This window comes from Bradyrhizobium sp. USDA 4461 (assembly GCF_054055655.1).
Window position 1 is genome coordinate 853,385 of record NZ_JBSRXM010000001.1, and the last position, 20,389, is coordinate 873,773.

Sequence of the window (20,389 nt, forward strand, 5' to 3'; positions counted from 1 at the left end):
CTTCGCTGCATCCGGGCTACCGATCTCGTTGCCTCAATCCAGCTTCACCCGCGACAGCCTGAGCGCGTTGCCGATCACGCTGACCGAGGACAGCGCCATCGCGGCGGCGCCGACCATCGGCGACAGCAGGATGCCGAACAACGGGTACAGCACGCCGGCCGCGATCGGCACGCCGGCGGCGTTGTAGACAAAGGCGAAGGCCAGGTTCTGGCGGATGTTGCGCATGGTCGCGACCGACAAGCGCCGCGCCCGGACCAGACCCGTCAGGTCGCCGGTGAGCAGCGTGATCCCGGCGCTCTCGATCGCGACATCGGTGCCGCCGCCCATCGCGATGCCGACATCGGCGGCGGCGAGCGCCGGCGCATCGTTGACGCCGTCGCCGGACATCGCGACAATGCGGCCCTCGCCGCGCAACCGCTGCACGACCTCGCTCTTGCGCTCCGGCAGCACGCCGGCCTCGACCTCGTCAATGCCAAGCGTCTTCGCCACCGCACGCGCGGTGGTCTCGTTGTCGCCGGTCAGCATCACGATGCGCAGACCTTCACCGCGCAGTGCCTGCAGTGCATTCGCAGCCGACGACTTGACCGGATCGGCGATCGCGATCACGCCGGCGATACGGCCATCGACCGCGACATAGATCGCGGTCGCGCCGTCGCGCCGCGCAACTTCGGCGGCCTCATCCAGCGTTGACGTGGCGATCTTCAGCTCGCCCATCAGCACCGAATTGCCGAGCGCAACCTGCTTGCCCTCGACGAGGCCGGTCGCGCCCTTACCGGAGGGCGAGGCAAAATCGCCGACGGCGGATATTGAAATCTTGCGCTCCTTGGCTGCCGCGATGATCGCCTGCGCCAGCGGATGCTCGCTGCCCTGCTCGACGCTTGCAGCCAGGCGCAGCAGATCGCTCTCGTCAACGCCTTCGGCGGCAATGATGCGGGTGACCTTCGGCTTGCCCTCGGTGAGCGTGCCGGTCTTGTCGATCACCAGCGTGTCGATCGCCTCCATCCGCTCCAGCGCCTGCGCGTCGCGGATCAGGATGCCGGAATGCGCGCCACGGCCGACACCGACCATGATCGACATCGGCGTCGCGAGCCCCAGCGCGCAGGGGCACGCGATGATCAGCACCGTGACGGCCGCGACCAGCGCGAAGGTCAGGCGCGGCTCGGGACCGAACACCGACCAGGCGATGAAGGCGAACACGGCGGCGGCGACCACCGCCGGCACGAACCAGCCGGCGACGCGATCGGCGAGCCGCTGGATCGGCGCGCGCGAACGCTGTGCCTTCGCCACCATGTCGACGATCCGCGACAGCATGGTGTCGCGGCCGACCTTCTCGGCGCGCATCACGACGCCGCCGCTCTGGTTGACGGTGCCGCCGATCACGTTGGCGCCTTCCGCCTTCGTCACCGGCATCGATTCACCGGTCACCATGGATTCGTCGATGATGGCGCGACCCTCGATCACGACGCCGTCGACCGGCACCTTCTCGCCGGGGCGCACGCGCAGGCGATCGCCGACCTTGATGGCGTCGATCTCGATATCCTCGTCGCCATGATCGGTGATGCGGCGCGCGGTCTTGGGCGCGAGCCCAAGCAGCGCCCGGATCGCGCCCGAGGTCTGCGCGCGGGCGCGCAGCTCCAGCACCTGACCGAGCAGCACCAGCACCGTGATCACGGCGGCTGCCTCGAAATACACCGCGACCGCGCCATGCATGTCGCGGAATGCCGGCGGGAACAGCTGCGGCGCCAGGGTCGCAACCACGCTGTAGGCATAGGCGACGCCGGTGCCCATCGCGATCAGCGTGAACATGTTGAGATTGCGCGTCACGACCGACTGCCAGCCGCGCGCGAAGAACGGCGCGCCGGCCCACAGCACGACCGGCGTCGCCAGCACAAACGAGATCCAGTTCGACCAGCCCATCGGCACCAGATGCATCAGCCCGAGATGGCTGCCCATCTCCAGCACGAACACCGGCAAGGTGAGCGCAAGACCGATCCAGAACCGCCGCGTCATATCGATCAGTTCGGGATCCGGTCCGTCGTCGAGCGAGACTTGCTCGGGCTCCAGCGCCATGCCGCAGATCGGGCAAGAGCCGGGACCGACCTGGCGCACCTCGGGATGCATCGGGCAGGTGTAGATCGTGCCGGCCGGCATCGGAGGCTCCGATTCGCGCGGCTTGAGATACTTCTCGGGCTCGGCCTCAAAGCGCTCGCGGCAGCGGCCGCTGCAGAACAGGTACTCCTCGCCCTTGTAGCTGAAGCGGTGCTTGGCGGTCGCCGGGTTGACCTTCATGCCGCAGACCGGATCGATCGCGAACGCGGCCTCGGCCGGCGTCGCGCCGTGATCATGCTTGCCGCCGCAGCAGGACTGCGCGGCCGCGCCATGATGATGATCGGCGTGCGAGTGGTCGTGCTTTGCCTGTGCCACGAAACTCTTCCCGGCCGATATCCCGGCCTCTTGATTTACATACCCTAGGGGGGTATATGAGGCCTATGAGAGACGAGGTCAAGGCATCCTGTCTAAAACGGCTCAAACGGATCGAGGGTCAGATCCGTGGGCTGGCCGCCATGGTCGAGGACGACCGCTATTGCATCGACGTGGTGACGCAGATCGCAGCCGCGCGCGCGGCGTTGCGCCGCGTCGAGGAAGAGGTCCTGCGCGATCATGTGGCGCATTGCGTGGAGCACGCGATTTCGTCCGGCGACAAGGCCGACCAGCGGCGCAAGATCGCCGAGCTGATGGATGTGATCGGGCGGGCGGATCGGTAGAGCTGGTTGATTGCGGCACGCCAGTCGCGCTGATGGAAAGTCAGCAGCGCCTCTACATATTCAGTGTCGTCCCTGCGAAAGCAGGGACCCATAACCACAGGACGTGGGGATGAAGCGAGCTGGGGCCACAGCTCGCTTCAACAACACCACCCTGTGGTTATGGGTCCCGGGTCGCGCTTCGCTTGCCCGGGACGACGTGGGGATAGAGCGGCGCCTCACGTCCCGGCCTTCGCCGGGACGACTTGGGAGAAAGCGAGCCCGAAATCGCTGCTCAGGTATTGAACCTGAAATGCATCACGTCGCCATCGGCGACGACATATTCCTTGCCTTCCAGCCGCAACTTGCCGGCATCGCGCGCGCCGGCTTCGCCGTTGCCGGCGATGTAGTCGTCGTAGGCAATGGTCTCGGCGCGGATAAAACCCTTCTCGAAATCGGTATGGATCACGCCGGCGGCGGCGGGCGCCTTGGTGCCGCGGTCGATGGTCCAGGCGCGGGCTTCCTTCGGGCCGACGGTGAAGTAGGTGATGAGGTCGAGCAATTGGTAGCCGGCGCGGATCAACCGATCGAGGCCGGCCTCTTCGAGGCCCAGCGTCTCCAGGAACTCGGCGCGCTCGGCACGCGACAGCGTCGCGATCTCGGATTCGATCTTGGCCGAGATCACGACCGCGACCGCACCTTCCTCCTTGGCGCGTTCGAACACCGCCTTGGAGAAATTGTTGCCGTCCTTGGCCGAGCCTTCCTCGACGTTGCAGACGTAGAGCACGGGCTTCGAGGTCAACAGCCCGAGCATGCGGAACGCACGTTCCTCCTCCGGCTTGCGCTCCATGCCGCGGGCCGGCTTGCCGTCGCGCAGCAATGTGAGCGCGCGGTTGACCAGCTCGAGCTGCTCCTTGGCTTCCTTGTCGTTGCCCTTGGCCTTCTTGGCGAGATTGTCGACGCGCTTCTCGAGGCTGTCGAGGTCCGACAGCATCAGCTCGGTCTCGATGGTCTCGATGTCGGCGAGCGGCGCGATCTTGCCTTCGACATGGGTGATGTCGGAATCCTCGAAGCAACGCACCACGTGGGCGATGGCATCGACCTCGCGGATGTTGGCGAGGAACTGGTTGCCGAGGCCTTCGCCCTGCGACGCGCCGCGGACCAGCCCTGCGATGTCGACGAAGGTCAGCCGGGTCGGAATGATCTGCGCGGATTTCGCGACCGCAGCGAGCTTCTCCAGCCGCGGATCGGGCACCGCCACCTCGCCGACATTCGGCTCGATGGTGCAGAACGGATAGTTCGCCGCCTGGGCGGCCGCCGTCTCGGTCAGCGCATTGAACAGCGTCGACTTGCCGACGTTAGGCAGCCCGACGATCCCGCATTTGAATCCCATGTTCGTCCCGATCTCTCGCGCACACGCTGCGCGGCTGAACTGAGTGGCGAGGGTCCGCTAGGGCCCCTCGTCCTTGGTGTCGAAAAATCCCTTGGCCTGCATCGTCAGATGCACCTTGTTGGCGAACGAGGCGTCGTGTCCCGCAGCCAGCAGGCCGGCATTGTCGGCGATGGCCTGGCACAAGGCCTCCACCCACGCCCGGTCGCTTTTCGCGAAGTCCGACAGCACGTGGCTGTGCACGAGCTCCTTGACGCCGGGATGACCGATCCCGAGCCGCACCCGCCGATAGTCGTTGCCGATATGCGCGGAGATCGAGCGCAGCCCGTTATGGCCGGCGATCCCGCCGCCGACTTTGACCCGCACCTTGGCGGGCGGCAGTTCGAGCTCGTCCTGGAACACGGTGACGTCGGCGGGCACCAGCTTGAAGAAGTTTGCCGCTTCCTGCACCGCGCGTCCGGACTCGTTCATGAAGGTGGTCGGCTTCAGCAGCACGACCTTCTCACGATCGATGGCGCCTTCGGCAGTCTCGCCCTGAAAGCGACGGCGCCATGGTGCGAAACCATGACGCCGTGCAATCTCATCGACCGCCAGGAAACCGATATTGTGTCGGTTGCTGGCGTATTTCGCACCGGGATTACCGAGACCGACAAAAAGGCGCATGGCGCGGCATCCCGAATCGGCGCGCCATCAGAGGATCGCGCGCCGACCTGATCGATTACTTCTTCTTGTCGCCACCGCCGGCGGGAGCCTTGGCACCCGCGGCCGGAGCCGCAGCGCCCGCAGCCGGAGCGGCAGCAGCCGGAGCCGCAGCACCCGCGGCCGGAGCCGCAGCACCACCAGCAGCCGCCGCAGCCGCGGCCTTCTGCTCTTCGGCGTAGCCGGACGGCGGCACGATGGTGACGAGGGTCGCGTCCTCGCGGGTCAGCGACTTCACGCCCTTCGGCAGCTTGACGTCGGAGAGATGCAGCGAATAGCTGATCTCGAGCGCGCCGACGTCGGCCTCGATGTACTGCGGAATGTTGTCCACCGAGCACTCGAGATCGAGCGCGTGGGTGACGATGTTGACGGTGCCACCGCGCTTGACGCCCGGCGAGCTTTCACCGTTCACGATGTGCAGCGGCACGCTGACGCGGATGGTCGCGCCTTCGCCGAGCCGCATGAAGTCGACATGGAGCGGGAAGTCCTTCACCGGGTCGAGATGGTAGTCGCGCGGAATCACGCGGTGCTTCTTGCCCTCGACATCGATATCGAACAGCGTGGTCAGGAACCGGCCGGCCAGGATGCGCTGGCGCAGTTCACGGTCGTCGACCGAGATGGTGACGGGGGGCTGGTTGTCTCCGTAGATCACTCCGGGAACTCTCCCGGCGCGACGCTCTGCCCGGGCGGCCCCCTTGCCGCTCTTCGGACGCGCGGTCGCCTTCAATTCCTTGACGGTCGCCATAGCGTTAAGTCCTTGTATTTAAAAAGTTAAAGGCCGCAGCGCGGCCCATGCTCAAGTCCACAGCAAGCCTCCAGGGGTGCGGGGGCCGCGGACGTGGCGGGCTTTTAGCCCCAAAGGGCCGAAATGACAAGGAAATGCAGGGATTTTTCTTGCTTGGCCCCACGGCGGGAACGTAGCCCGGATGCAGCGAAGCGCAATCCGGGGAGTCGATCTTGGGATGGCGCCCCCGGATTTCGCTGCGCTTCATCCGGGCTACAGAAGCGGCTAACTAACCCGCCGAACCGCCGAGCTTGGCTTCCAGCGCCGCGATCCTTGCCTTCAGCGCCTCGTTCTCCTCGCGCGCCAGGCGGGCCATGTCCTTGACCGCGTCGAACTCCTCGCGCTTGACCACGTCGAGATCGCGCAGGATCCGTTCGGCCTGATTGCGCATGACCGTGTCGACCTCGCGCTTGACGCCCTGGGCGGCGCCGGCGGCGTCGTTCATCAGACGGCCGATCTCGTCGAAAAACCGGTTGCTGGTCTGGGTCATGTCGCAAAACTCTCCGCGTTCACTGAATCGCGATAAGACAATGGCGATGTCAGCCATCCGGTTCAAGTCCGCCGCGAATGGCAGGCCTCCCGTGAGCCCGCCTTGTCATGCTCCGGTTTCCTTGCAATCGTATGAACTCACAACAGAAATCGCACACATAACGCGAGCAGAAACGCCATGATCGAAGCGACCGTCGAGATCCCGACCAAGGACGGCAAGACCACCACCTTCATCACCCATCCCGAGCGCGGCGGCCCCTTCCCGGTCGTGATCTTCTACATGGACGCACCGGCGATCCGCGAGGAGCTGCGCGACATGGCGCGCCGGCTCGGCACCTCTGGCTATTATGTGATGCTGCCCAATCTGTACTATCGGTCCGGCGTGATGGAGCTCGGTCCGATACCGCCCGACCCCGACGCGCCCGAGCGCAAGCGCATGTTCGAATACATGAACTCCATCAACATCCCGCTGGTGATGGAAGACACCAAAGGCCTGCTCGCCTATGCCGAGACCCAGAAGGCTGCCAACACCGACATCATCGGCACCGTCGGCTATTGCATGAGCGGCCGCTATGCGGTGAACGCGGCGACGCATTTCGGCGATCGGGTCAAGGCCGCCGCCTCGATCTACGGCACGCATCTGGCGACCGACCAGCCCGACAGCCCGCACCTTGCCGCGCAAAAGACCAAGGCCGAACTCTATTTCGCCTGCGCCGAGACCGATATCTACGCGCCTCGGGAAATCATCGAGCAGGTCAAGGCCGGCATGAAGGGATCGAGCAACGAGGTCGAGGTCTATCCCGGCACGCATCACGGCTTTGCCTTCCCCAAGCGCCCGGTCTATGACCGCGACGCCGCCGAACGCCATTGGGAGCGGCTGCTCGCGCTCTACCGGCGCAACCTCGTGAACTGAGCCTCAACCTGCACGATGCCGTTCCTGCTGATCGACTTCCCGGTGTTCAACCCCGTCGCGCTCGCGCTCGGGCCGATCGTGATCCGCTGGTATGCGCTGGCCTATATCGTCGGCATCGTGCTGGGCTGGATCTACGCCCGCTCGCTGATCAAGAAGCAGCGGCTGTGGGGCGGCGAGGTGCCGATCACGCTGCCGCAGCTCGACGATTTCATCCTCTGGGTCACCATCGGCATCATCGTCGGCGGCCGCACCGGCTACGTGCTGTTCTACAATCTGCCGTTCTTCATGGCGCATCCGTCCGAGATTCTCGAGCTGTGGAAGGGCGGCATGTCGTTCCACGGCGGCTTCCTCGGCTGCGTCGCCGCGGTGATGCTGTTTGCCCGCCGCAACAACATCCCGATCCTGTCGCTCGGCGACATCACAACCGCGGTGGCGCCGATCGGACTGTTCCTCGGCCGGCTCGCCAATTTCATCAACAGCGAATTGTGGGGCCGGCACGCCGATCCGAGCCTGCCCTGGGCGATGATCTTCCCCAATGGCGGACCGCTGCCGCGCCATCCGAGCCAACTCTATGAGGCCGGCCTCGAGGGCATCGTGCTGTTCACGGCGCTGGCGATCATGATCCGGCTGGGCGCACTGAAGCGGCCCGGCCTGATCCTCGGCAGCTTCATCACCATCTACGGCATCGCCCGAATCATCGGCGAGCACTTCCGGGAGCCCGATCCGCAGCTCGGATTCCTGTGGGGCGGATTAACCATGGGGATGCTGCTGTCGGTGCCAATGATTATCGTGGGCGCTATCATCATCACGTCCGCCGTCCGCCGCAGGGCGAACGGGCCGGCGCCGAATGCAACGTGACGCAAGTGCAATCCAAGGAAGGCCGTGAGCGAACCCTCCCCGCTGCTGGATGAGATCAGGAGGCTGATCAAGCTGTCCGGGCCGATGCCGGTCTGGCGCTACATGGAATTGTGCCTGATGCACCCGCAGTACGGCTATTACCTGTCGCGCGATCCGCTCGGCCGCGAGGGCGATTTCACAACGGCGCCCGAGGTCAGCCAGATGTTCGGCGAGCTGCTCGGGCTGTGGAGCGCCTCGATCTGGCGTGCGATCGGCTCGCCGGAGACGTTCCGCCTGATCGAGCTCGGGCCCGGCCGCGGCACCATGATGTCGGACGCGCTGCGCGCGCTGCGCGTGCTGCCGCCGCTGTACCAGTCGCTCAGCATTCACCTCGTCGAGGTCAATCCGGTGCTGCGCGAGAAACAGCAGGCGACGCTGAACGGCGTGCGCGACATCACCTGGCACGACAGCATCGACGACGTGCCCGAAGGACCGGCGGTGATCCTCGCCAACGAGTATTTCGACGTGCTGCCGATCCACCAGATGGTCCGCCGCGAGACCGGCTGGCACGAGCGCACGGTCGGGATGGATGCCAATGGCAATTTGTATTTCGCCCCCGCTCCCGAACCGACACCGCACTTCGAGGTGCTGCTGCCGCCGCTGGTGCGCGCCGCGCCGCTAAATGCGGTGTTCGAATGGCGGCCCGACAACGAGGTCATGAAGCTCGCCACCCGGGTGCGCGACCAGGACGGCGCCGCGCTGATCATCGATTACGGCCACCTGCGCAGCGATGCCGGCGACACCTTCCAGGCGATCGCACGCCACAGCTTCGCCGACCCGCTGAAGAACCCGGGACAGGCCGACGTCACCGCGCATGTCGACTTCCAGGCGTTGGCACGCGCCGCCGAGGATGTCGGCGCGCAGGTCCACGGCCCGGCGACGCAGGGCGACTTCCTCAAGCGGCTCGGCGTCGAAGCCCGCGCCGCCGGACTGATGGCGAAAGCCAGCCCCGAAATGTCCGCCGACATTGCCGGCGCGCTGAAGCGGCTGACCGAGCCCGGGCGCGGCGGGATGGGCTCGATGTTCAAGGTCATGGCCATCTCCGACCCGCGCCTCACCTCGATCGCTGGCCTCAGCGATCAGCCTGACGAGACCGAACAATGACATTGGGATCACCGCTGCTGTCGGCCATACCGGGCCTGCGCCATGCCTTCTTCTCGCGCGAGGGCGGGGTCTCCGAGGGCGTCTATGCCGGCCTCAATGGCGGGCTCGGCTCGCGCGACGATCCGGCCAAGGTCGCGGAGAACCGGCGGCGGATGGCCGAGCAGCTCGGCGTACCGCTCGATCATCTGATCAGCGTGCATCAGGTGCACTCGCCCGACGTCGTCGTCGTGGACCGCCCGTGGAACGGCGCGCCACGTCCGAAGGCGGACGCGCTCGTCACCCGCACCGAAGGGCTTGCGATCTCGGTCACGACCGCCGACTGCGGGCCGATCCTGTTCGTCGATCCCAATGCACGGGTGATCGGCGCGGCGCATGCCGGCTGGAAGGGCGCGCTGACCGGCGTGCTGGAATCGACCATCGATGCGATGGAGAAGCTCGGCGCCGAGCGCGGCGGCATCGTCGCCGCGATCGGCCCGCTGATCCGCAAGGAATCCTACGAGGTCGGCAACGAATTCGTCGAGCGCTTCATCGAGGCCGATGCCGAGAGCGGCTTGTTCTTCCTACCCGGCGAACGCGACGGCCACGCGATGTTCGATCTCGCCGGCTTCATCCGGATGCGGCTGGAAAATGCCGGCGTGCTGATGATCGACGATCTCGGCATCGACACCTATTCCGACGAGCGCTGCTTCAGCTACCGCCGCTCGGTCCACCGCAAGGAAGCCGATTACGGCCGGCACGTGCACGCCATCGCGCTGGAAGGCTGACGCCGCGCGTCCGATCGCCATCAGACGAGGCCAGCATTGCGAACCGGCCGCGAGGTCATGCGGCACCATCTCTCTGACTGAGCAAGGAAATCCGAAACCCCGTGGCGCAACCCCTGGATCGGTTAAGGGCTGTGGCCGTCCTGCCCTAGACGTTAAGCCGTTTTAACGATATCGCAGGACGCAATGAGGGAAGCGTCAAATCACCAGTTTCAAACTGGGACAGTCGTACGTGCCGCGGTCGCAGCCGGATGGCTGGCGATCGCATGCGCGCTGGGCGGCTGCGCGGCCGGCGGCAACGTGGCCGACTCCTACGCCATGGCAACGCCGGCGAGCGGCGGCGGCGCGACCGTTGCGTTCGAATCGATCGACGGCCCGCCCCCCCAGGTGTTCGACCGCATGGTCGGCGTGCTCGACAGCGAATCCAAGCTGCGCAGCCTGTCGATCGTGTCGCGCCAGGGCACCGCGGCCTATCGCGTGCGCAGCTATCTGTCGGCGCAGGTGGTGCGCGGCCGCACCATGATCGCGTGGGTGTGGGACGTCTACGACGGCAACCAGCAACGTGCGCTGCGGCTCTCCGGCGAAGAACCTGCCGGCAAGGCCGGCCGCGACGCCTGGGCCGCCGCAGACGATCTGGTGCTGCGCAGGATCGCCCAGGCCGGCCTCAGTGGCCTTACCAGCATGATCAATGGCGGTCCGGCCGATGGCCCGGCGCCGGCCCCGGCGGCTCCCGACCTGCGCGGGCCGGCGATGGTCAGCGCCCCGGCGCCCGCCGAGACCGTGGCGCTCAGCTATTCCGCCGACTAACCCCCGGTATCTCCCGGGAAAAGGCGTTTTTTGCCCAGGAAAACGCAGTGAAGACGGGCTAATGGGTTGCCAGCGCGGCCGCCTGCCTGATATTCCCTCGCGCACCGAAAACCCGCCGGTTCTGTAAGGACTTGAGATGCTGAACGTCGTATCCAGCAAGGCGCGGGGGGAAGCATCGATGTCGGCAAAGAACGGATCAATCAAGCTCGTCGCCGGCAACTCCAATCCTGCGCTGGCGCAGGACATCGCCAAGGGCCTTGGCATCGAACTGACCAAGGCCGTGGTCCGGCGCTTCGCCGACATGGAGATCTTCGTCGAGATCCAGGAGAACGTCCGCGGCTCGGACATGTTCATCCTGCAATCGACGTCGTTTCCCGCCAACGACAATCTGATGGAGCTTTTGATCATCACCGACGCGCTGCGCCGCTCCTCGGCGCGCCGCATCACCGCGGTGGTGCCGTATTTCGGCTATGCCCGGCAGGATCGCCGGTCCGGCTCGCGCACCCCGATCTCGGCCAAGCTCGTCGCCAACCTGATCTCGCACGCCGGCGTCGACCGCGTCATGACGCTCGACCTGCATGCCGGCCAGATCCAGGGCTTCTTCGACATCCCGACCGACAACCTCTTCGCTGCGCCGTTGATGGTGCGCGATATCAAGGAAAAGTTCGACCTCGCCAAGGTGATGGTGGTGTCGCCCGACGTCGGCGGCGTGGCGCGTGCCCGCGGCCTCGCCAAGCGCATCAACACCCCGCTGGCGATCGTCGACAAGCGCCGCGAGCGCCCCGGTGAGTCCGAAGTGATGAACGTGATCGGCGACGTCGCCGGCTACAACTGCATCCTGGTCGACGACATCGTCGATTCCGGCGGCACGCTGGTGAATGCGGCCGAGGCGCTGATCGCGCACGGCGCCAAGGAGGTTTCGGCCTACATCACCCACGGCGTGCTGTCGGGCGGCGCCGCCGCGCGCATCGCCTCGTCGCGGCTGAAGGAGCTGGTCATCACCGACTCGATCCTGCCGACGGAAGCCGTCAACAAGGCGCCGAACATCCGCCAGATCTCGATCGCCGGCCTGATCGCCGAAGCGATCGGCCGCACCGCCGCGGAAGAGTCGGTCTCCAGCCTATTCGACTAATGACGGCTCTGTAGGGTGCGCAAAGGCGCGATTGGCCGTGTCCACCATCAAGCCCGCGCTTGGCATGTGGGCACGCTATTGCTTTGCCCACCCTACGGCGTAGTTTGATTAACTCGCTGCTGTCGTCCCTGCGAAAGCAGGGACCCATAACCACAGGATCGAGTTGTTGAAGCGCGCTGGGGCCCCAGCGTCGTAAATCAATTCGCATTGGTGGTTATGGCTCCCGGCTCAAGGCCGGAACGACATTGAATTTGCAGATGCGGCCTTCTTAAAACCCCGGCCGCGGAACGTGGCTCATCAGCGTCCGCGCATAGCCGCCATCGACGATGATCTCCTCACCATTGACGTAGGATGAGCGGTCGCTGGCTAGGAACAACGTCGCGTCCGCCATGTCCTGCGGCGCACCGATCCGGCGCATCGGCACCACGGCGGTGCGCCGCTCGGTAACTCCCGGCGTATCGTAGAACGCCTGGCTCATCGGCGTGACGACGAGGCCGGGGCTGACCACATTGCTGCGGATGCCGTGCGGCCCCCATTCGGCAGCGAGCTGCTGCGAGAGCATCACGACGGCGGCCTTGCTGACGCTGTAGGCGCCGCTCTGCCCCTGCGCATTGCTGGCGGCGATCGAGGCGACATGGATCAGGCTGCCGCGCCCGGCCTTGCGCATCTGGCGGCCGAACGCCTGCGCGCAGATGAAATAGCCGGTGAGATTGACCGCCAGCACCGCGTTCCATTCGGCGAGCGGCAGCGTGTCGAGCCCGCCGGGACGCAGCACGGCCGCAGTGTTGACCAGAATGTCGCACCCACCAAGCGTGCGCGCGACGGTGTCGGCGACGTCTGCGACATTGTCCTCGCTGGTGGTGTCGCAGCTTGCGACGAGATGGCCGTCGCCGAACTCGCGCAGCTTGGCCTTGGTCTCCGCAAGGGAGCGCTCGTCGCGATCGAGCGCAGCGACTTTGGCGCCGGCCCGCGCGAAGCTGACCGCGGTGGCGCGGCCGATGCCGCCGCCTCCGCCGGTGACGACGGCAACGCGGCCCGACAGACCGAGCCAGTCGGAAGAATGGTGTTCGGTCATGGGCACCTCCCGCGCGTTTTGATTTATGCCTGCGAGCATAGCCGAACATGCGGCGGGCGAGAGCGATCCCGGCGTGCATGCCGGGACCGCTTTTGTGTTAGACCTTCGAAGCTCCGACGCGTTACCCGGGAATCCCCGCCGCGACCTGGCCGCGCAAACGCTCCAGGCTGTGCAGCGTGTTGGCGCAGGCTTCCGCGACCTCGATCCCCTTGATCACGAAATGCTTGCGGAAGAACTCGTAATGCACCTCGGTCTCGTGGAATTGCTGCGGCGTCAGCACCGCCGAGAACACCGGCACCTCGGTGCGCAATTGCACATCCATCAGCGCCTTGATCACGGTGTCGGCGACGAATTCATGGCGGTAGATGCCGCCATCGACGACGAGGCCGGCCGCAACGATCGCGGTGTAGCGCCGCGTTTTCGCCAGCAGCTGCGCATGCAGCGGGATCTCGAACGAGCCAGGCACCTCGAACACGTCGACATTGGTGATGTGGCGTGCCTCGATCTCCTTCAGGAAGGAGATGCGGCACTCCTCCACCACGTCGCGATGCCAGGACGATTGCACGAAGGCAACGCGCTGCGGCTTGGCGAAATGCGGATGCTCCGGCACCGGCGGAGTTGCCGGCGTGTCGGGAGCGCTTTCTGCTGGGGATGTTTGGACTTCGGCGTGTTGAACTTCAGTGTCTTGCAACATCTGATTCATGGCTTTCCTCTTTCAGGACCAGAATCAGGGCATACGGACAACGACACGAGCCCACGCGAAAATCGCGTTGGCTGCCGCAACCGTTCTCTTTCATCCGGACTGTAACCGTCGGCTTCGGAGTTGCACCGAATCTGCTGACCCTTGTCCCGCTTCGCGGAACGAGGCGCTCGCGGGCTTGGGCTCATCGCCCTTACCGCCGGTGGGGATTTTCACCCCGCCCTGAGAACATCGGCACGCCCGGGATGGACGTGCCTGAGACGAAATATGACCAAACCGCGACAGCGGGGCAAGGTCCTTTGGCATGGGGAAACGGCATGTCCCCATGCCCGCGTTGCGGCTCTGGGCCGGGACCGGAGGGGCCAAAGCGCTGATTCACACGTGCAGCGAAGCGGCCGCAAATGGTTAACAAACCGTTACTCGAATGCGAAGATTCCGATTTGTTCTCCAAATCACAGATGTGGCGGAGATCAGCTGTGGACGATGCGCGCTTTGGCTGTGGACGGACTCGGCGTGCGGTTGCGCGGATTCCGCAAATCACATCACTTCATCGGCGTCAGGTCCAGGGGCATCCGGAAGCCCGGTCAAGGAGCTGTACTCGGCCACGACGCAGTATGTCGCAAGTGCCGGCTTCCGTGTGCGTATCAAGCGATCATAAGAATAAGGTCCGAGACGGCATGTCCCTCCTCGAAAGCATTATCGATTCCCGGAACAACCCGCTTGCGGTGGTCGAGGATATCGCCACCGACAACAACTGGGCGTTCGAGCGTTCCGGCGAAGACGAGGTGACGATCGTCTCCAAGGGAGACTGGATCGACTATCAGCTCTCGTTCACCTGGATGGGCGAGATCGAGGCGCTGCATCTCGCCTGCGCCTTCGACATGAAGATGCCGCAGGCGCGCCGCGCCGAAGTGCAGCGGCTGGTCGCCGCGATCAACGAGCAATTGTGGGTCGGCCATTTCGACCTCTGGACCCACACCGGCATGGTGATGCATCGTCAGGCGCTGGTGCTGCCCGGCGGCCTCACCGCCTCCACCTCGCAATGCGAGGCCATGGTGGTCAACGCGATCCACGCCTGCGAGCGCTACTATCCGGCGTTCCAGTTCGTGGTGTGGGCCGGCAAGTCGACCACCGAGGCGATGGCGGCGGCGATGTTCGATACCGAGGGCGAGGCGTAAGGGTTTCGTTCCACATATTCGATGTCGTCCCTGCGAAAGCAGGGATCCATACTCCGCGGCCCCAGTGGTTGAGTAAACTGCTTGTGGCTCGGTTCTCGCTTCACTAGAACCTCCGGTGGTTATGGGTCCCTGCTTCCGCAGGGACGACACAGAGTTTGTGGAGCCTCCCGTGAGCACAAGCAGCGCATTGACGAATACTTCCGGCACCATCGCGCTCGCGGGCGCGGGCAAGATGGGCGGCGCCATGCTGACCGGCTGGCTCGCGCAGGGCCTCGCACCCAAGCAGGTCGCGGTGATCGATCCGCATCTGTCGCCCGAGATCTCCGCGCTGGCCGCGAAGGGCGTGCGCCTCAATCCGCAGGCGAGAGAGCTCGGTACGGTCGACACGCTGGTGGTCGCGGTGAAGCCGCAATCGTTCCGCGATGCCGGCGCCGCACTGAAGGCGCTCGTCGGCCCCTCGACGCTCGTGGTCTCGATCATGGCCGGCACGACCATCGCGGCGCTGGAAGAGGTGGTCGGGGGCGCGGTGGTGCGCGCGATGCCGAACACGCCGGCGGCGATCGGCCGCGGCATCACGGTTGCGGTGCCGTCGAAGCGCGTCACTGCCGCACGGCGCGCGATGACCGATGCGCTGCTGAAGGCAACCGGGCTGGTCGAATGGGTCGACGACGAAGGCCTGATGGACGCGGTGACGGCTGTCTCCGGCTCCGGCCCGGCCTATGTTTTCCTGCTCGCCGAGGAGCTCGCCCGCGCCGGCGTTGCCGCCGGCCTGCCCGAGCAACTCGCAACCACGCTGGCGCGCGCCACCGTCGCCGGCTCCGGCGAACTGCTGCATCGCTCCGATCAGCCGTCGGCGACGTTGCGGCAGAACGTCACTTCGCCCGGCGGCACCACCGCCGCGGCGCTCGAAGTGCTGATGGCAAGCGACGGCCTACAGCCGCTGATGGCCCGCGCGGTTGCCGCCGCGACACAGCGCTCGAAGGAATTGGCGAAGTAATTTCTCGCTACCCGATCACTCCTCGTCCCGTCATCCTGAGGTGCTCGCGGAGCGAGCCTCGAAGGGTGCACGGCCCGTGACCCATCCTTCGAGACGCGCTGCGCGCTCCTCAGGATGCCGTCCGAACAAGTGTTGTAGCGTGATTGCGAGCAGCAAACGAAAATGGGCACGCTCGCTTTGCCCACCCTGCGGTGCTCTTACGAAGCCTGCCCCGACATCCCGGCCAGCCGCTTGTTAAAGCTCTCGACATTGATCAAGCCGCGAGCGTGGCGGCCTTCGCCGAGCTTGCGCGTGCCCTCAAAGGCCTCGACCTCGAAGCGGATCACGCGGCGCTCGACCGCGATCACCTTTGAGGTGGTCCGCACCGTGGCGCCAACAAGCGCCGCCGCGAGATGGCGGATGTCGACCTCAGTGCCGACCGTGACCCAGCCGGGCTGCAACGCGTCGCGGATGGCATCGCCCGACGCCATCTCCATGTCGAGGATCATCATCGGCGTCGCATAGACCATCGGCATGCCGGGCACGAAATGCCCGACCGTGCGCTCCGGCGGCACCACCAGCATGCGCTCGGCGCTCATGCCGATCTTGATGAAGTCGCGTGCATCCATGGAAGCCTCAAAACGACTGTCGTCCCGGGCAAGCGAAGCGCGACCCGGGACCCATAACCACAAATATCAATTGATCGACGGCTGGAGCCCCAGCGAGCGCAACCACTGTCACCGGTGGTTATGGGTCCCTGCTTTCGCAGGGACGACCCGTGGAGAAAGCCGGGCTATTTCTTCGCCGCGGCCGCGCGCTCGACGAAGGATTTGCCGCCCTTCATCTTGTGATGCAGCGGCGCTTCATTGATCTGGATCACGACCGCATCGGCATCGACGCCGAGATTCTTCACCAGCGCCTGGGTGATGTCGCGCATCATGCCGAGCTTCTGCTCGTCGGTGCGGCCGGCGGCCATGCTCACGGTGATCTCAGGCATCGGAAGTTCTCCCTGGTTGTTGTTGACGCGCAAACCGGTCGTCTGCCGGCCTGGCTGGCGCGCCATCTTTTTGAAGATGGCTGCGCGGGTCAAGCCCGCGCATGACAAACCAGCTATCCCCAGTTCACGTCGTGCCGCGCCAAGACCTCGCGGACCTTGGCGACCAGCTGGGCCTCCGCACAGGAGAACTGCGCCGGACGCGTCTCGCGCCATTCCTGGTTGGAGGCGATCGCGGCCGCCGCCTTGGCGCCCTCGATCAGGTCCTTGATCTGCACCTCGCCGCGCGCCTTCTCATCCGAGCCCTGGATGATGACGCAGGGCGAATTGCGGCGGTCGGCATATTTGAGCTGGTTGCCCATGTTCTTCGGATTGCCGAGATAGAGCTCAGCGCGAATATTCTCTTTGCGCAGCTGCGCGACCATCTTCTGGTAGTCGGCGACACGGTCGCGATCGAACACGGTGACGACGACGGGGCCGAACACGGCCCTCGCGTCGAGCTGGCCGAGCATCGTCAGCGCGGCCTGCAGCCGCGACACGCCGATCGAGAAACCGGCCGCCGGTACCGGCTCGCCGCGGAAACGGGAGACCAGGCCGTCATAGCGGCCGCCGCCACCGACCGAGCCGAATCGCACCGGGCGGCCCTTCTCGTCCTTGGTGTCGAGCAGCAGCTCGATCTCGTAAACCGGGCCGGTGTAGTATTCGAGGCCACGAACGACGGTGGGATCGATGCGGATTCGGTCCGCGCCATAGCCGGACGCCGCGACCAGCTTGGCGATCTCTTCCAGCTCGCTCACGCCGGCCTGACCAACCTCACTCTTCGCCAAATAGGTCTCGGCCGCAGCGATGGCATCTTTCCAATCGTCGCGCTGCTGCGTGACGGCGAGGACGATATCGGCATCCGCCGGGCTCAGCTCGGCGCCCTTGGTGAAGTCGCCCTTGCCCTCTTCGCCGCCATCCCATCGTCCGGGACCAAGCAGCTTGCGGACCTCGTCGGCGGGAAACTTGTCGAGCTTGTCGATCGCGCGCAGCACGGTAAGCCTGCGGCCTGCATTGTCGTCGCCGCCGAGGCCGATCGCCTCGAGCACGCCGTCGAGCACCTTGCGGTTGTTCACCTTGACGACATAGGAGCCGCGCGGAATGCCGAGCGCTTCCATCGTGTCGGCTGCCATCATGCAGATCTCGGCATCGGCCGCCGGCGTCGCCGAACCGACCGTGTCGGCATCGAACTGCATGAACTGGCGAAACCGGCCGGGACCCGGCTTCTCGTTGCGGAAGACATAGCCGAAACGATACGACCGGTACGGCTTCGGCAGCGCGTCGAAGTTCTCCGCGACATAGCGCGCCAGCGGCGCGGTCAGGTCGTAGCGGAGCGAGATCCACTGCTCGTCATCGTCCTGGAACGAGAACACGCCCTCGTTGGGACGGTCCTGGTCAGGCAGGAACTTGCCGAGCGCATCGGTATATTCCATCGCCGGCGTCTCCACCGGCTCGAAGCCGTAGAGCTCGTAGACGGCGCGGATCTTCTCGACCATCGCCCGCGTGGCATTGATCGCAGCCGGGCCGCGATCTTCCAGCCCGCGCGGCAGGCGCGCCTTCAGTTTCTGGGGTTTTTTGGGTTTCTCGGCCATTGGCGGCATTTACCAGCCGGCGCGCAACGCGGCAACCGGTGCGTCCAGGGCTGTCATTCCGGGGCGCGTCGAAAGACGCGAACCCGGAATCTCGAGATTCCGGGTTCGATGCTTACGCATCGCCCCGGAATGATGTGGCGTCCGTCACTGGACGCTTCTGATCCAGTTATGCGGGTCGTTGGTGCGGCCGTACTGGATGTCGACCAGCTTCTTGCGCAGGCCCATGGCGACCGGGCCGGCGACGCCGCCGCTGATCTGGAAGTCGCCGCTCGCCGAGCAGACCTTGCCGATCGGCGAGATCACGGCCGCGGTGCCGCAGGCGAACGCCTCTTTCAGCTTGCCGCTGGCGGCATCCGCGCGCCACTGCTGGATCGTGTAGGGCTCCTCGCGCACGCTTGTGCCGGAGTCCTTGGCGAGCGCAATGATCGAGTCGCGGGTGATGCCGGGCAGGATGGTGCCGAGCGGCGGCGTCGAGAGCGAGCCGTCGTCGAATGCGAAGAAGATATTCATGCCGCCAAGCTCTTCGATATAGCGGCGCTCGACCGCGTCGAGGAACACGACCTGGTCGCAGCCGCGCTCGATCGCCTCGGCCTGCGCGCGCAGGCTCGCGGCATAATTGCCGCCGCACTTGACGGCGCCGGTGCCGCCGATCGCGGCGCGCGTGTAATTCTCCGACACCCAGATCGACACCGGTGCCGGGCCGCCCTTGAAATAGGAGCCGACCGGCGAGGCGATCACTGAGAAGATGTATTCCGCCGATGGCTTGACGCCGAGGAAGATCTCGCTCGCGATCATGAACGGCCGCAGATAGAGACTGCCCTCGCCGCCCGGGATCCAGGCGCGATCGATCCGCACCAACTGCTCGACCGCTTCGATGAACAGATCCTCGGGCAACGGCGCCATCGCCATGCGATCGGCCGAATCGCGGAAGCGGCGGGCATTGGCGTCGGGGCGGAACAGGTTGATGCCGCCATCGTCGCGCTTGTAGGCCTTGAGACCTTCGAAAATTTCCTGGGCGTAGTGCAGCACCGCGCCGGCCGGATCGAGCGGAAAATTCGCACGGGCCTCGACGCGGGCGCTATGCCAGCCCTTGCTCTGGCTGTAGCGCACGATCGCCATGTGATCGGTGAAGACGCGGCCGAAGCCCGGGTCCACGAGCTTCGCTGCGCGGTCCTTGTCGGACGTCGCGTTCGGCGAAGGCTGGATGTCGAATTTCAAAGTCATTTTTCTTGCTTTCCGCTGTCGGAACCGGCGCGAGGTCGGGCGCCGGCCTGTTTCCCCCGGAGCCTCACGGCTCGGCTGGTCCGGACCTCACCACCTCCGGCCGCGGGGCCGGTTTCCATCGCCAACATGCCGGCTAGACATGCTTTTGCGGAGTGCTGAAGTCCAGTATGTTTGCCGAAATGCCGCTCGACAATCGCACGGTAGTCCAATTTGCGGCCCAAACCGCCTCACAGGCTCTTTCAGGCCGTCTCAAACGCTGTCAGGGACAAAACGACCTAATGTTTCGTCGTGACAGGCAGTTTTGTAACATTGAACCCAAGATACGTCAATATGACTGACATAAATTTCTCAGGCATGGCTGCCAAGCCCGATTCGCAGGGAAATGACCACGCTTCTGCGGCGGGCGGGCGCGACCTGCGCTGGGACATCATCGAGCTGTTGTTCTTCGCCTACCGCGACTTCGTCGGCGACGCCGACCAGGAGCTGGAGGCGTTCGGCTTCGGCCGCGCCCACCACCGCGTCATCCACTTCGTCACCCGCTACCCCGGCCTGAAGGTCGCCGACCTACTCGACGTCTTGCGCATCACCAAGCAATCGCTCGGGCGGGTGCTCAAGCAACTCTTGGACGAGGGCTACATCGTGCAGAAGACCGGCAACAATGACCGCCGGCAGCGCCTGCTCTACGCGACGCCGAAAGGCGAGGCGCTGGTCGCCAAGCTCGCAGGGTTGCAGACCGACCGCATCAACCGCGCCGTCGCCGGCATCGATCCGGCCGGCATCGAGACGGTTCGCCAATTCCTCCGCGCGATGATCGATCGCGACGACCCCGACAAGGTGCTCGAAGCGATCTTCGGCGGCGGCAAGAAAGCAAGGGAGTGAACCTGGTGCAGGCTG

The 20,389-nt window shown here is 65.5% G+C and carries 21 protein-coding genes and 1 riboswitch; of the genes, 10 read left to right on the forward strand and 11 right to left on the reverse strand.

Translation table 11 applies throughout. The annotated features are described in order from the left end of the window. Window positions 1–33: 33 nt before the first annotated feature. Window positions 34–2,424: a heavy metal translocating P-type ATPase gene (locus tag ACVINW_RS04060; RefSeq protein ID WP_456750121.1), complete on the reverse strand. Its 2,391-nt coding sequence runs from the start codon at window positions 2,422–2,424 to the stop codon at window positions 34–36. Between the two features lie 65 nt (window positions 2,425–2,489). Here ACVINW_RS04060 and ACVINW_RS04065 point away from each other — a divergent pair, with 65 nt between their 5' ends. Then, on the forward strand, window positions 2,490–2,765 hold the full coding sequence (locus ACVINW_RS04065) for a metal-sensitive transcriptional regulator (protein WP_456756288.1): 276 nt from the start codon (window positions 2,490–2,492) through the stop codon (window positions 2,763–2,765). A gap of 271 nt (window positions 2,766–3,036) precedes the next feature. On the opposite strand, the gene ychF is transcribed toward ACVINW_RS04065, so the two are convergent. The 4 genes from ychF to ACVINW_RS04085 all read right to left on the reverse strand — a co-directional run bounded on the left by ychF (window position 3,037) and on the right by ACVINW_RS04085 (window position 6,104). Continuing rightward, the gene (gene ychF / locus ACVINW_RS04070) at window positions 3,037–4,134 is read right to left on the reverse strand and encodes a redox-regulated ATPase YchF (RefSeq protein ID WP_456750122.1); all 1,098 of its coding nucleotides are present in this window, start codon (window positions 4,132–4,134) and stop codon (window positions 3,037–3,039) included. A gap of 57 nt (window positions 4,135–4,191) precedes the next feature. Beyond that, entirely contained in the window at window positions 4,192–4,794 is a 603-nt protein-coding gene (gene pth, locus ACVINW_RS04075) for an aminoacyl-tRNA hydrolase (protein WP_456750123.1), read from the reverse strand. A 55-nt stretch (window positions 4,795–4,849) separates the two neighbouring features. Continuing rightward, complete coding sequence (locus ACVINW_RS04080) at window positions 4,850–5,575, reverse strand: 50S ribosomal protein L25/general stress protein Ctc (protein ID WP_456750124.1); 726 nt, start codon at window positions 5,573–5,575, stop codon at window positions 4,850–4,852. Between the two features lie 268 nt (window positions 5,576–5,843). Next, window positions 5,844–6,104, reverse strand: a complete 261-nt coding sequence (locus ACVINW_RS04085) for an accessory factor UbiK family protein (RefSeq protein ID WP_038388183.1) — start codon at window positions 6,102–6,104, stop codon at window positions 5,844–5,846. 177 nt (window positions 6,105–6,281) lie between these two features. Between ACVINW_RS04085 and ACVINW_RS04090 the strand changes: the two genes are divergently transcribed. The 6 genes from ACVINW_RS04090 (at window position 6,282) to ACVINW_RS04115 (ending at window position 11,717) form a co-directional block, all read left to right on the forward strand. Next, window positions 6,282–7,016 carry a dienelactone hydrolase family protein gene (locus ACVINW_RS04090; RefSeq protein ID WP_456750125.1) on the forward strand — a complete coding sequence of 245 codons (735 nt, stop codon included), beginning with the start codon at window positions 6,282–6,284 and terminating at the stop codon, window positions 7,014–7,016. 15 nt (window positions 7,017–7,031) lie between these two features. Beyond that, window positions 7,032–7,874: a prolipoprotein diacylglyceryl transferase gene (gene lgt, locus ACVINW_RS04095; protein ID WP_456750126.1), complete on the forward strand. Its 843-nt coding sequence runs from the start codon at window positions 7,032–7,034 to the stop codon at window positions 7,872–7,874. Window positions 7,875–7,958: 84 nt separating this feature from the next. Next, window positions 7,959–9,017: a class I SAM-dependent methyltransferase gene (locus ACVINW_RS04100; protein ID WP_456756289.1), complete on the forward strand. Its 1,059-nt coding sequence runs from the start codon at window positions 7,959–7,961 to the stop codon at window positions 9,015–9,017. Continuing rightward, a complete protein-coding gene (gene pgeF / locus ACVINW_RS04105) occupies window positions 9,014–9,781 on the forward strand; it encodes a peptidoglycan editing factor PgeF (RefSeq protein WP_456750127.1) in 768 nt (255 codons plus the stop codon). The genes ACVINW_RS04100 and pgeF overlap by 4 nt, the downstream gene beginning before the upstream one ends. 183 nt (window positions 9,782–9,964) lie before the next feature. Beyond that, window positions 9,965–10,585 (forward strand): hypothetical protein, encoded by a 621-nt coding sequence (locus tag ACVINW_RS04110; RefSeq protein ID WP_456750128.1) that lies wholly within the window; start codon window positions 9,965–9,967, stop codon window positions 10,583–10,585. 178 nt (window positions 10,586–10,763) lie between these two features. Then, entirely contained in the window at window positions 10,764–11,717 is a 954-nt protein-coding gene (locus tag ACVINW_RS04115) for a ribose-phosphate pyrophosphokinase (protein WP_028344316.1), read from the forward strand. Window positions 11,718–11,985: 268 nt separating this feature from the next. On the opposite strand, the gene ACVINW_RS04120 is transcribed toward ACVINW_RS04115, so the two are convergent. Both ACVINW_RS04120 and ACVINW_RS04125 read right to left on the reverse strand, forming a co-directional pair. Next, window positions 11,986–12,792 (reverse strand): SDR family NAD(P)-dependent oxidoreductase, encoded by an 807-nt coding sequence (locus ACVINW_RS04120; RefSeq protein ID WP_456750129.1) that lies wholly within the window; start codon window positions 12,790–12,792, stop codon window positions 11,986–11,988. Window positions 12,793–12,913: 121 nt separating this feature from the next. Beyond that, window positions 12,914–13,495, reverse strand: a complete 582-nt coding sequence (locus ACVINW_RS04125) for a 6,7-dimethyl-8-ribityllumazine synthase (RefSeq protein WP_456750130.1) — start codon at window positions 13,493–13,495, stop codon at window positions 12,914–12,916. A gap of 78 nt (window positions 13,496–13,573) precedes the next feature. After that, window positions 13,574–13,726, reverse strand: a riboswitch (FMN riboswitch). 443 nt (window positions 13,727–14,169) lie between these two features. On the opposite strand from ACVINW_RS04125, the gene ACVINW_RS04130 reads away from it, so the two are divergent. Continuing rightward, window positions 14,170–14,670 (forward strand): type III secretion system chaperone family protein, encoded by a 501-nt coding sequence (locus ACVINW_RS04130; protein ID WP_229185331.1) that lies wholly within the window; start codon window positions 14,170–14,172, stop codon window positions 14,668–14,670. Window positions 14,671–14,791: 121 nt separating this feature from the next. Next, window positions 14,792–15,667: a pyrroline-5-carboxylate reductase gene (gene proC, locus ACVINW_RS04135; protein WP_456756290.1), complete on the forward strand. Its 876-nt coding sequence runs from the start codon at window positions 14,792–14,794 to the stop codon at window positions 15,665–15,667. Between the two features lie 197 nt (window positions 15,668–15,864). Here proC and ACVINW_RS04140 read toward each other — a convergent pair whose 3' ends face one another. From ACVINW_RS04140 to ACVINW_RS04155, 4 genes are all read right to left on the reverse strand, one after another. Beyond that, complete coding sequence (locus ACVINW_RS04140; protein WP_456750131.1) at window positions 15,865–16,275, reverse strand: thioesterase family protein; 411 nt, start codon at window positions 16,273–16,275, stop codon at window positions 15,865–15,867. A gap of 164 nt (window positions 16,276–16,439) precedes the next feature. After that, window positions 16,440–16,643, reverse strand: coding sequence for a tautomerase family protein (locus ACVINW_RS04145; RefSeq protein WP_018269806.1), 204 nt, complete (start codon window positions 16,641–16,643; stop codon window positions 16,440–16,442). Between the two features lie 113 nt (window positions 16,644–16,756). Continuing rightward, window positions 16,757–18,271, reverse strand: a complete 1,515-nt coding sequence (hisS, locus tag ACVINW_RS04150; protein WP_456750132.1) for a histidine--tRNA ligase — start codon at window positions 18,269–18,271, stop codon at window positions 16,757–16,759. Between the two features lie 144 nt (window positions 18,272–18,415). Beyond that, the gene (locus tag ACVINW_RS04155; protein WP_456750133.1) at window positions 18,416–19,495 is read right to left on the reverse strand and encodes a branched-chain amino acid aminotransferase; all 1,080 of its coding nucleotides are present in this window, start codon (window positions 19,493–19,495) and stop codon (window positions 18,416–18,418) included. A 330-nt stretch (window positions 19,496–19,825) separates the two neighbouring features. Here ACVINW_RS04155 and ACVINW_RS04160 point away from each other — a divergent pair, with 330 nt between their 5' ends. Then, the gene (locus ACVINW_RS04160; RefSeq protein ID WP_456750134.1) at window positions 19,826–20,374 is read left to right on the forward strand and encodes a MarR family winged helix-turn-helix transcriptional regulator; all 549 of its coding nucleotides are present in this window, start codon (window positions 19,826–19,828) and stop codon (window positions 20,372–20,374) included. Window positions 20,375–20,389 lie beyond the last annotated feature (15 nt).

Excerpts from the sequence above, each read along its gene's own strand:
- ACVINW_RS04065 (WP_456756288.1), top strand. The coding sequence starts at position 2,490 with ATGAGAGACGAGGTCAAGGCATCCTGTCTAAAACGGCTCAAACGGATC.
- ychF (WP_456750122.1), bottom strand. The coding sequence starts at position 4,134 with ATGGGATTCAAATGCGGGATCGTCGGGCTGCCTAACGTCGGCAAGTCG.
- pth (WP_456750123.1), bottom strand. The coding sequence starts at position 4,794 with ATGCGCCTTTTTGTCGGTCTCGGTAATCCCGGTGCGAAATACGCCAGC.
- ACVINW_RS04080 (WP_456750124.1), bottom strand. The coding sequence starts at position 5,575 with ATGGCGACCGTCAAGGAATTGAAGGCGACCGCGCGTCCGAAGAGCGGC.
- ACVINW_RS04085 (WP_038388183.1), bottom strand. The coding sequence starts at position 6,104 with ATGACCCAGACCAGCAACCGGTTTTTCGACGAGATCGGCCGTCTGATG.
- ACVINW_RS04090 (WP_456750125.1), top strand. The coding sequence starts at position 6,282 with ATGATCGAAGCGACCGTCGAGATCCCGACCAAGGACGGCAAGACCACC.
- lgt (WP_456750126.1), top strand. The coding sequence starts at position 7,032 with ATGCCGTTCCTGCTGATCGACTTCCCGGTGTTCAACCCCGTCGCGCTC.
- ACVINW_RS04100 (WP_456756289.1), top strand. The coding sequence starts at position 7,959 with ATGCCGGTCTGGCGCTACATGGAATTGTGCCTGATGCACCCGCAGTAC.
- pgeF (WP_456750127.1), top strand. The coding sequence starts at position 9,014 with ATGACATTGGGATCACCGCTGCTGTCGGCCATACCGGGCCTGCGCCAT.
- ACVINW_RS04110 (WP_456750128.1), top strand. The coding sequence starts at position 9,965 with ATGAGGGAAGCGTCAAATCACCAGTTTCAAACTGGGACAGTCGTACGT.
- ACVINW_RS04115 (WP_028344316.1), top strand. The coding sequence starts at position 10,764 with ATGTCGGCAAAGAACGGATCAATCAAGCTCGTCGCCGGCAACTCCAAT.
- ACVINW_RS04120 (WP_456750129.1), bottom strand. The coding sequence starts at position 12,792 with ATGACCGAACACCATTCTTCCGACTGGCTCGGTCTGTCGGGCCGCGTT.
- ACVINW_RS04125 (WP_456750130.1), bottom strand. The coding sequence starts at position 13,495 with ATGAATCAGATGTTGCAAGACACTGAAGTTCAACACGCCGAAGTCCAA.
- ACVINW_RS04130 (WP_229185331.1), top strand. The coding sequence starts at position 14,170 with ATGTCCCTCCTCGAAAGCATTATCGATTCCCGGAACAACCCGCTTGCG.
- proC (WP_456756290.1), top strand. The coding sequence starts at position 14,792 with ATGGGTCCCTGCTTCCGCAGGGACGACACAGAGTTTGTGGAGCCTCCC.
- ACVINW_RS04140 (WP_456750131.1), bottom strand. The coding sequence starts at position 16,275 with ATGGATGCACGCGACTTCATCAAGATCGGCATGAGCGCCGAGCGCATG.
- ACVINW_RS04145 (WP_018269806.1), bottom strand. The coding sequence starts at position 16,643 with ATGCCTGAGATCACCGTGAGCATGGCCGCCGGCCGCACCGACGAGCAG.
- hisS (WP_456750132.1), bottom strand. The coding sequence starts at position 18,271 with ATGGCCGAGAAACCCAAAAAACCCCAGAAACTGAAGGCGCGCCTGCCG.
- ACVINW_RS04155 (WP_456750133.1), bottom strand. The coding sequence starts at position 19,495 with ATGACTTTGAAATTCGACATCCAGCCTTCGCCGAACGCGACGTCCGAC.
- ACVINW_RS04160 (WP_456750134.1), top strand. The coding sequence starts at position 19,826 with ATGACTGACATAAATTTCTCAGGCATGGCTGCCAAGCCCGATTCGCAG.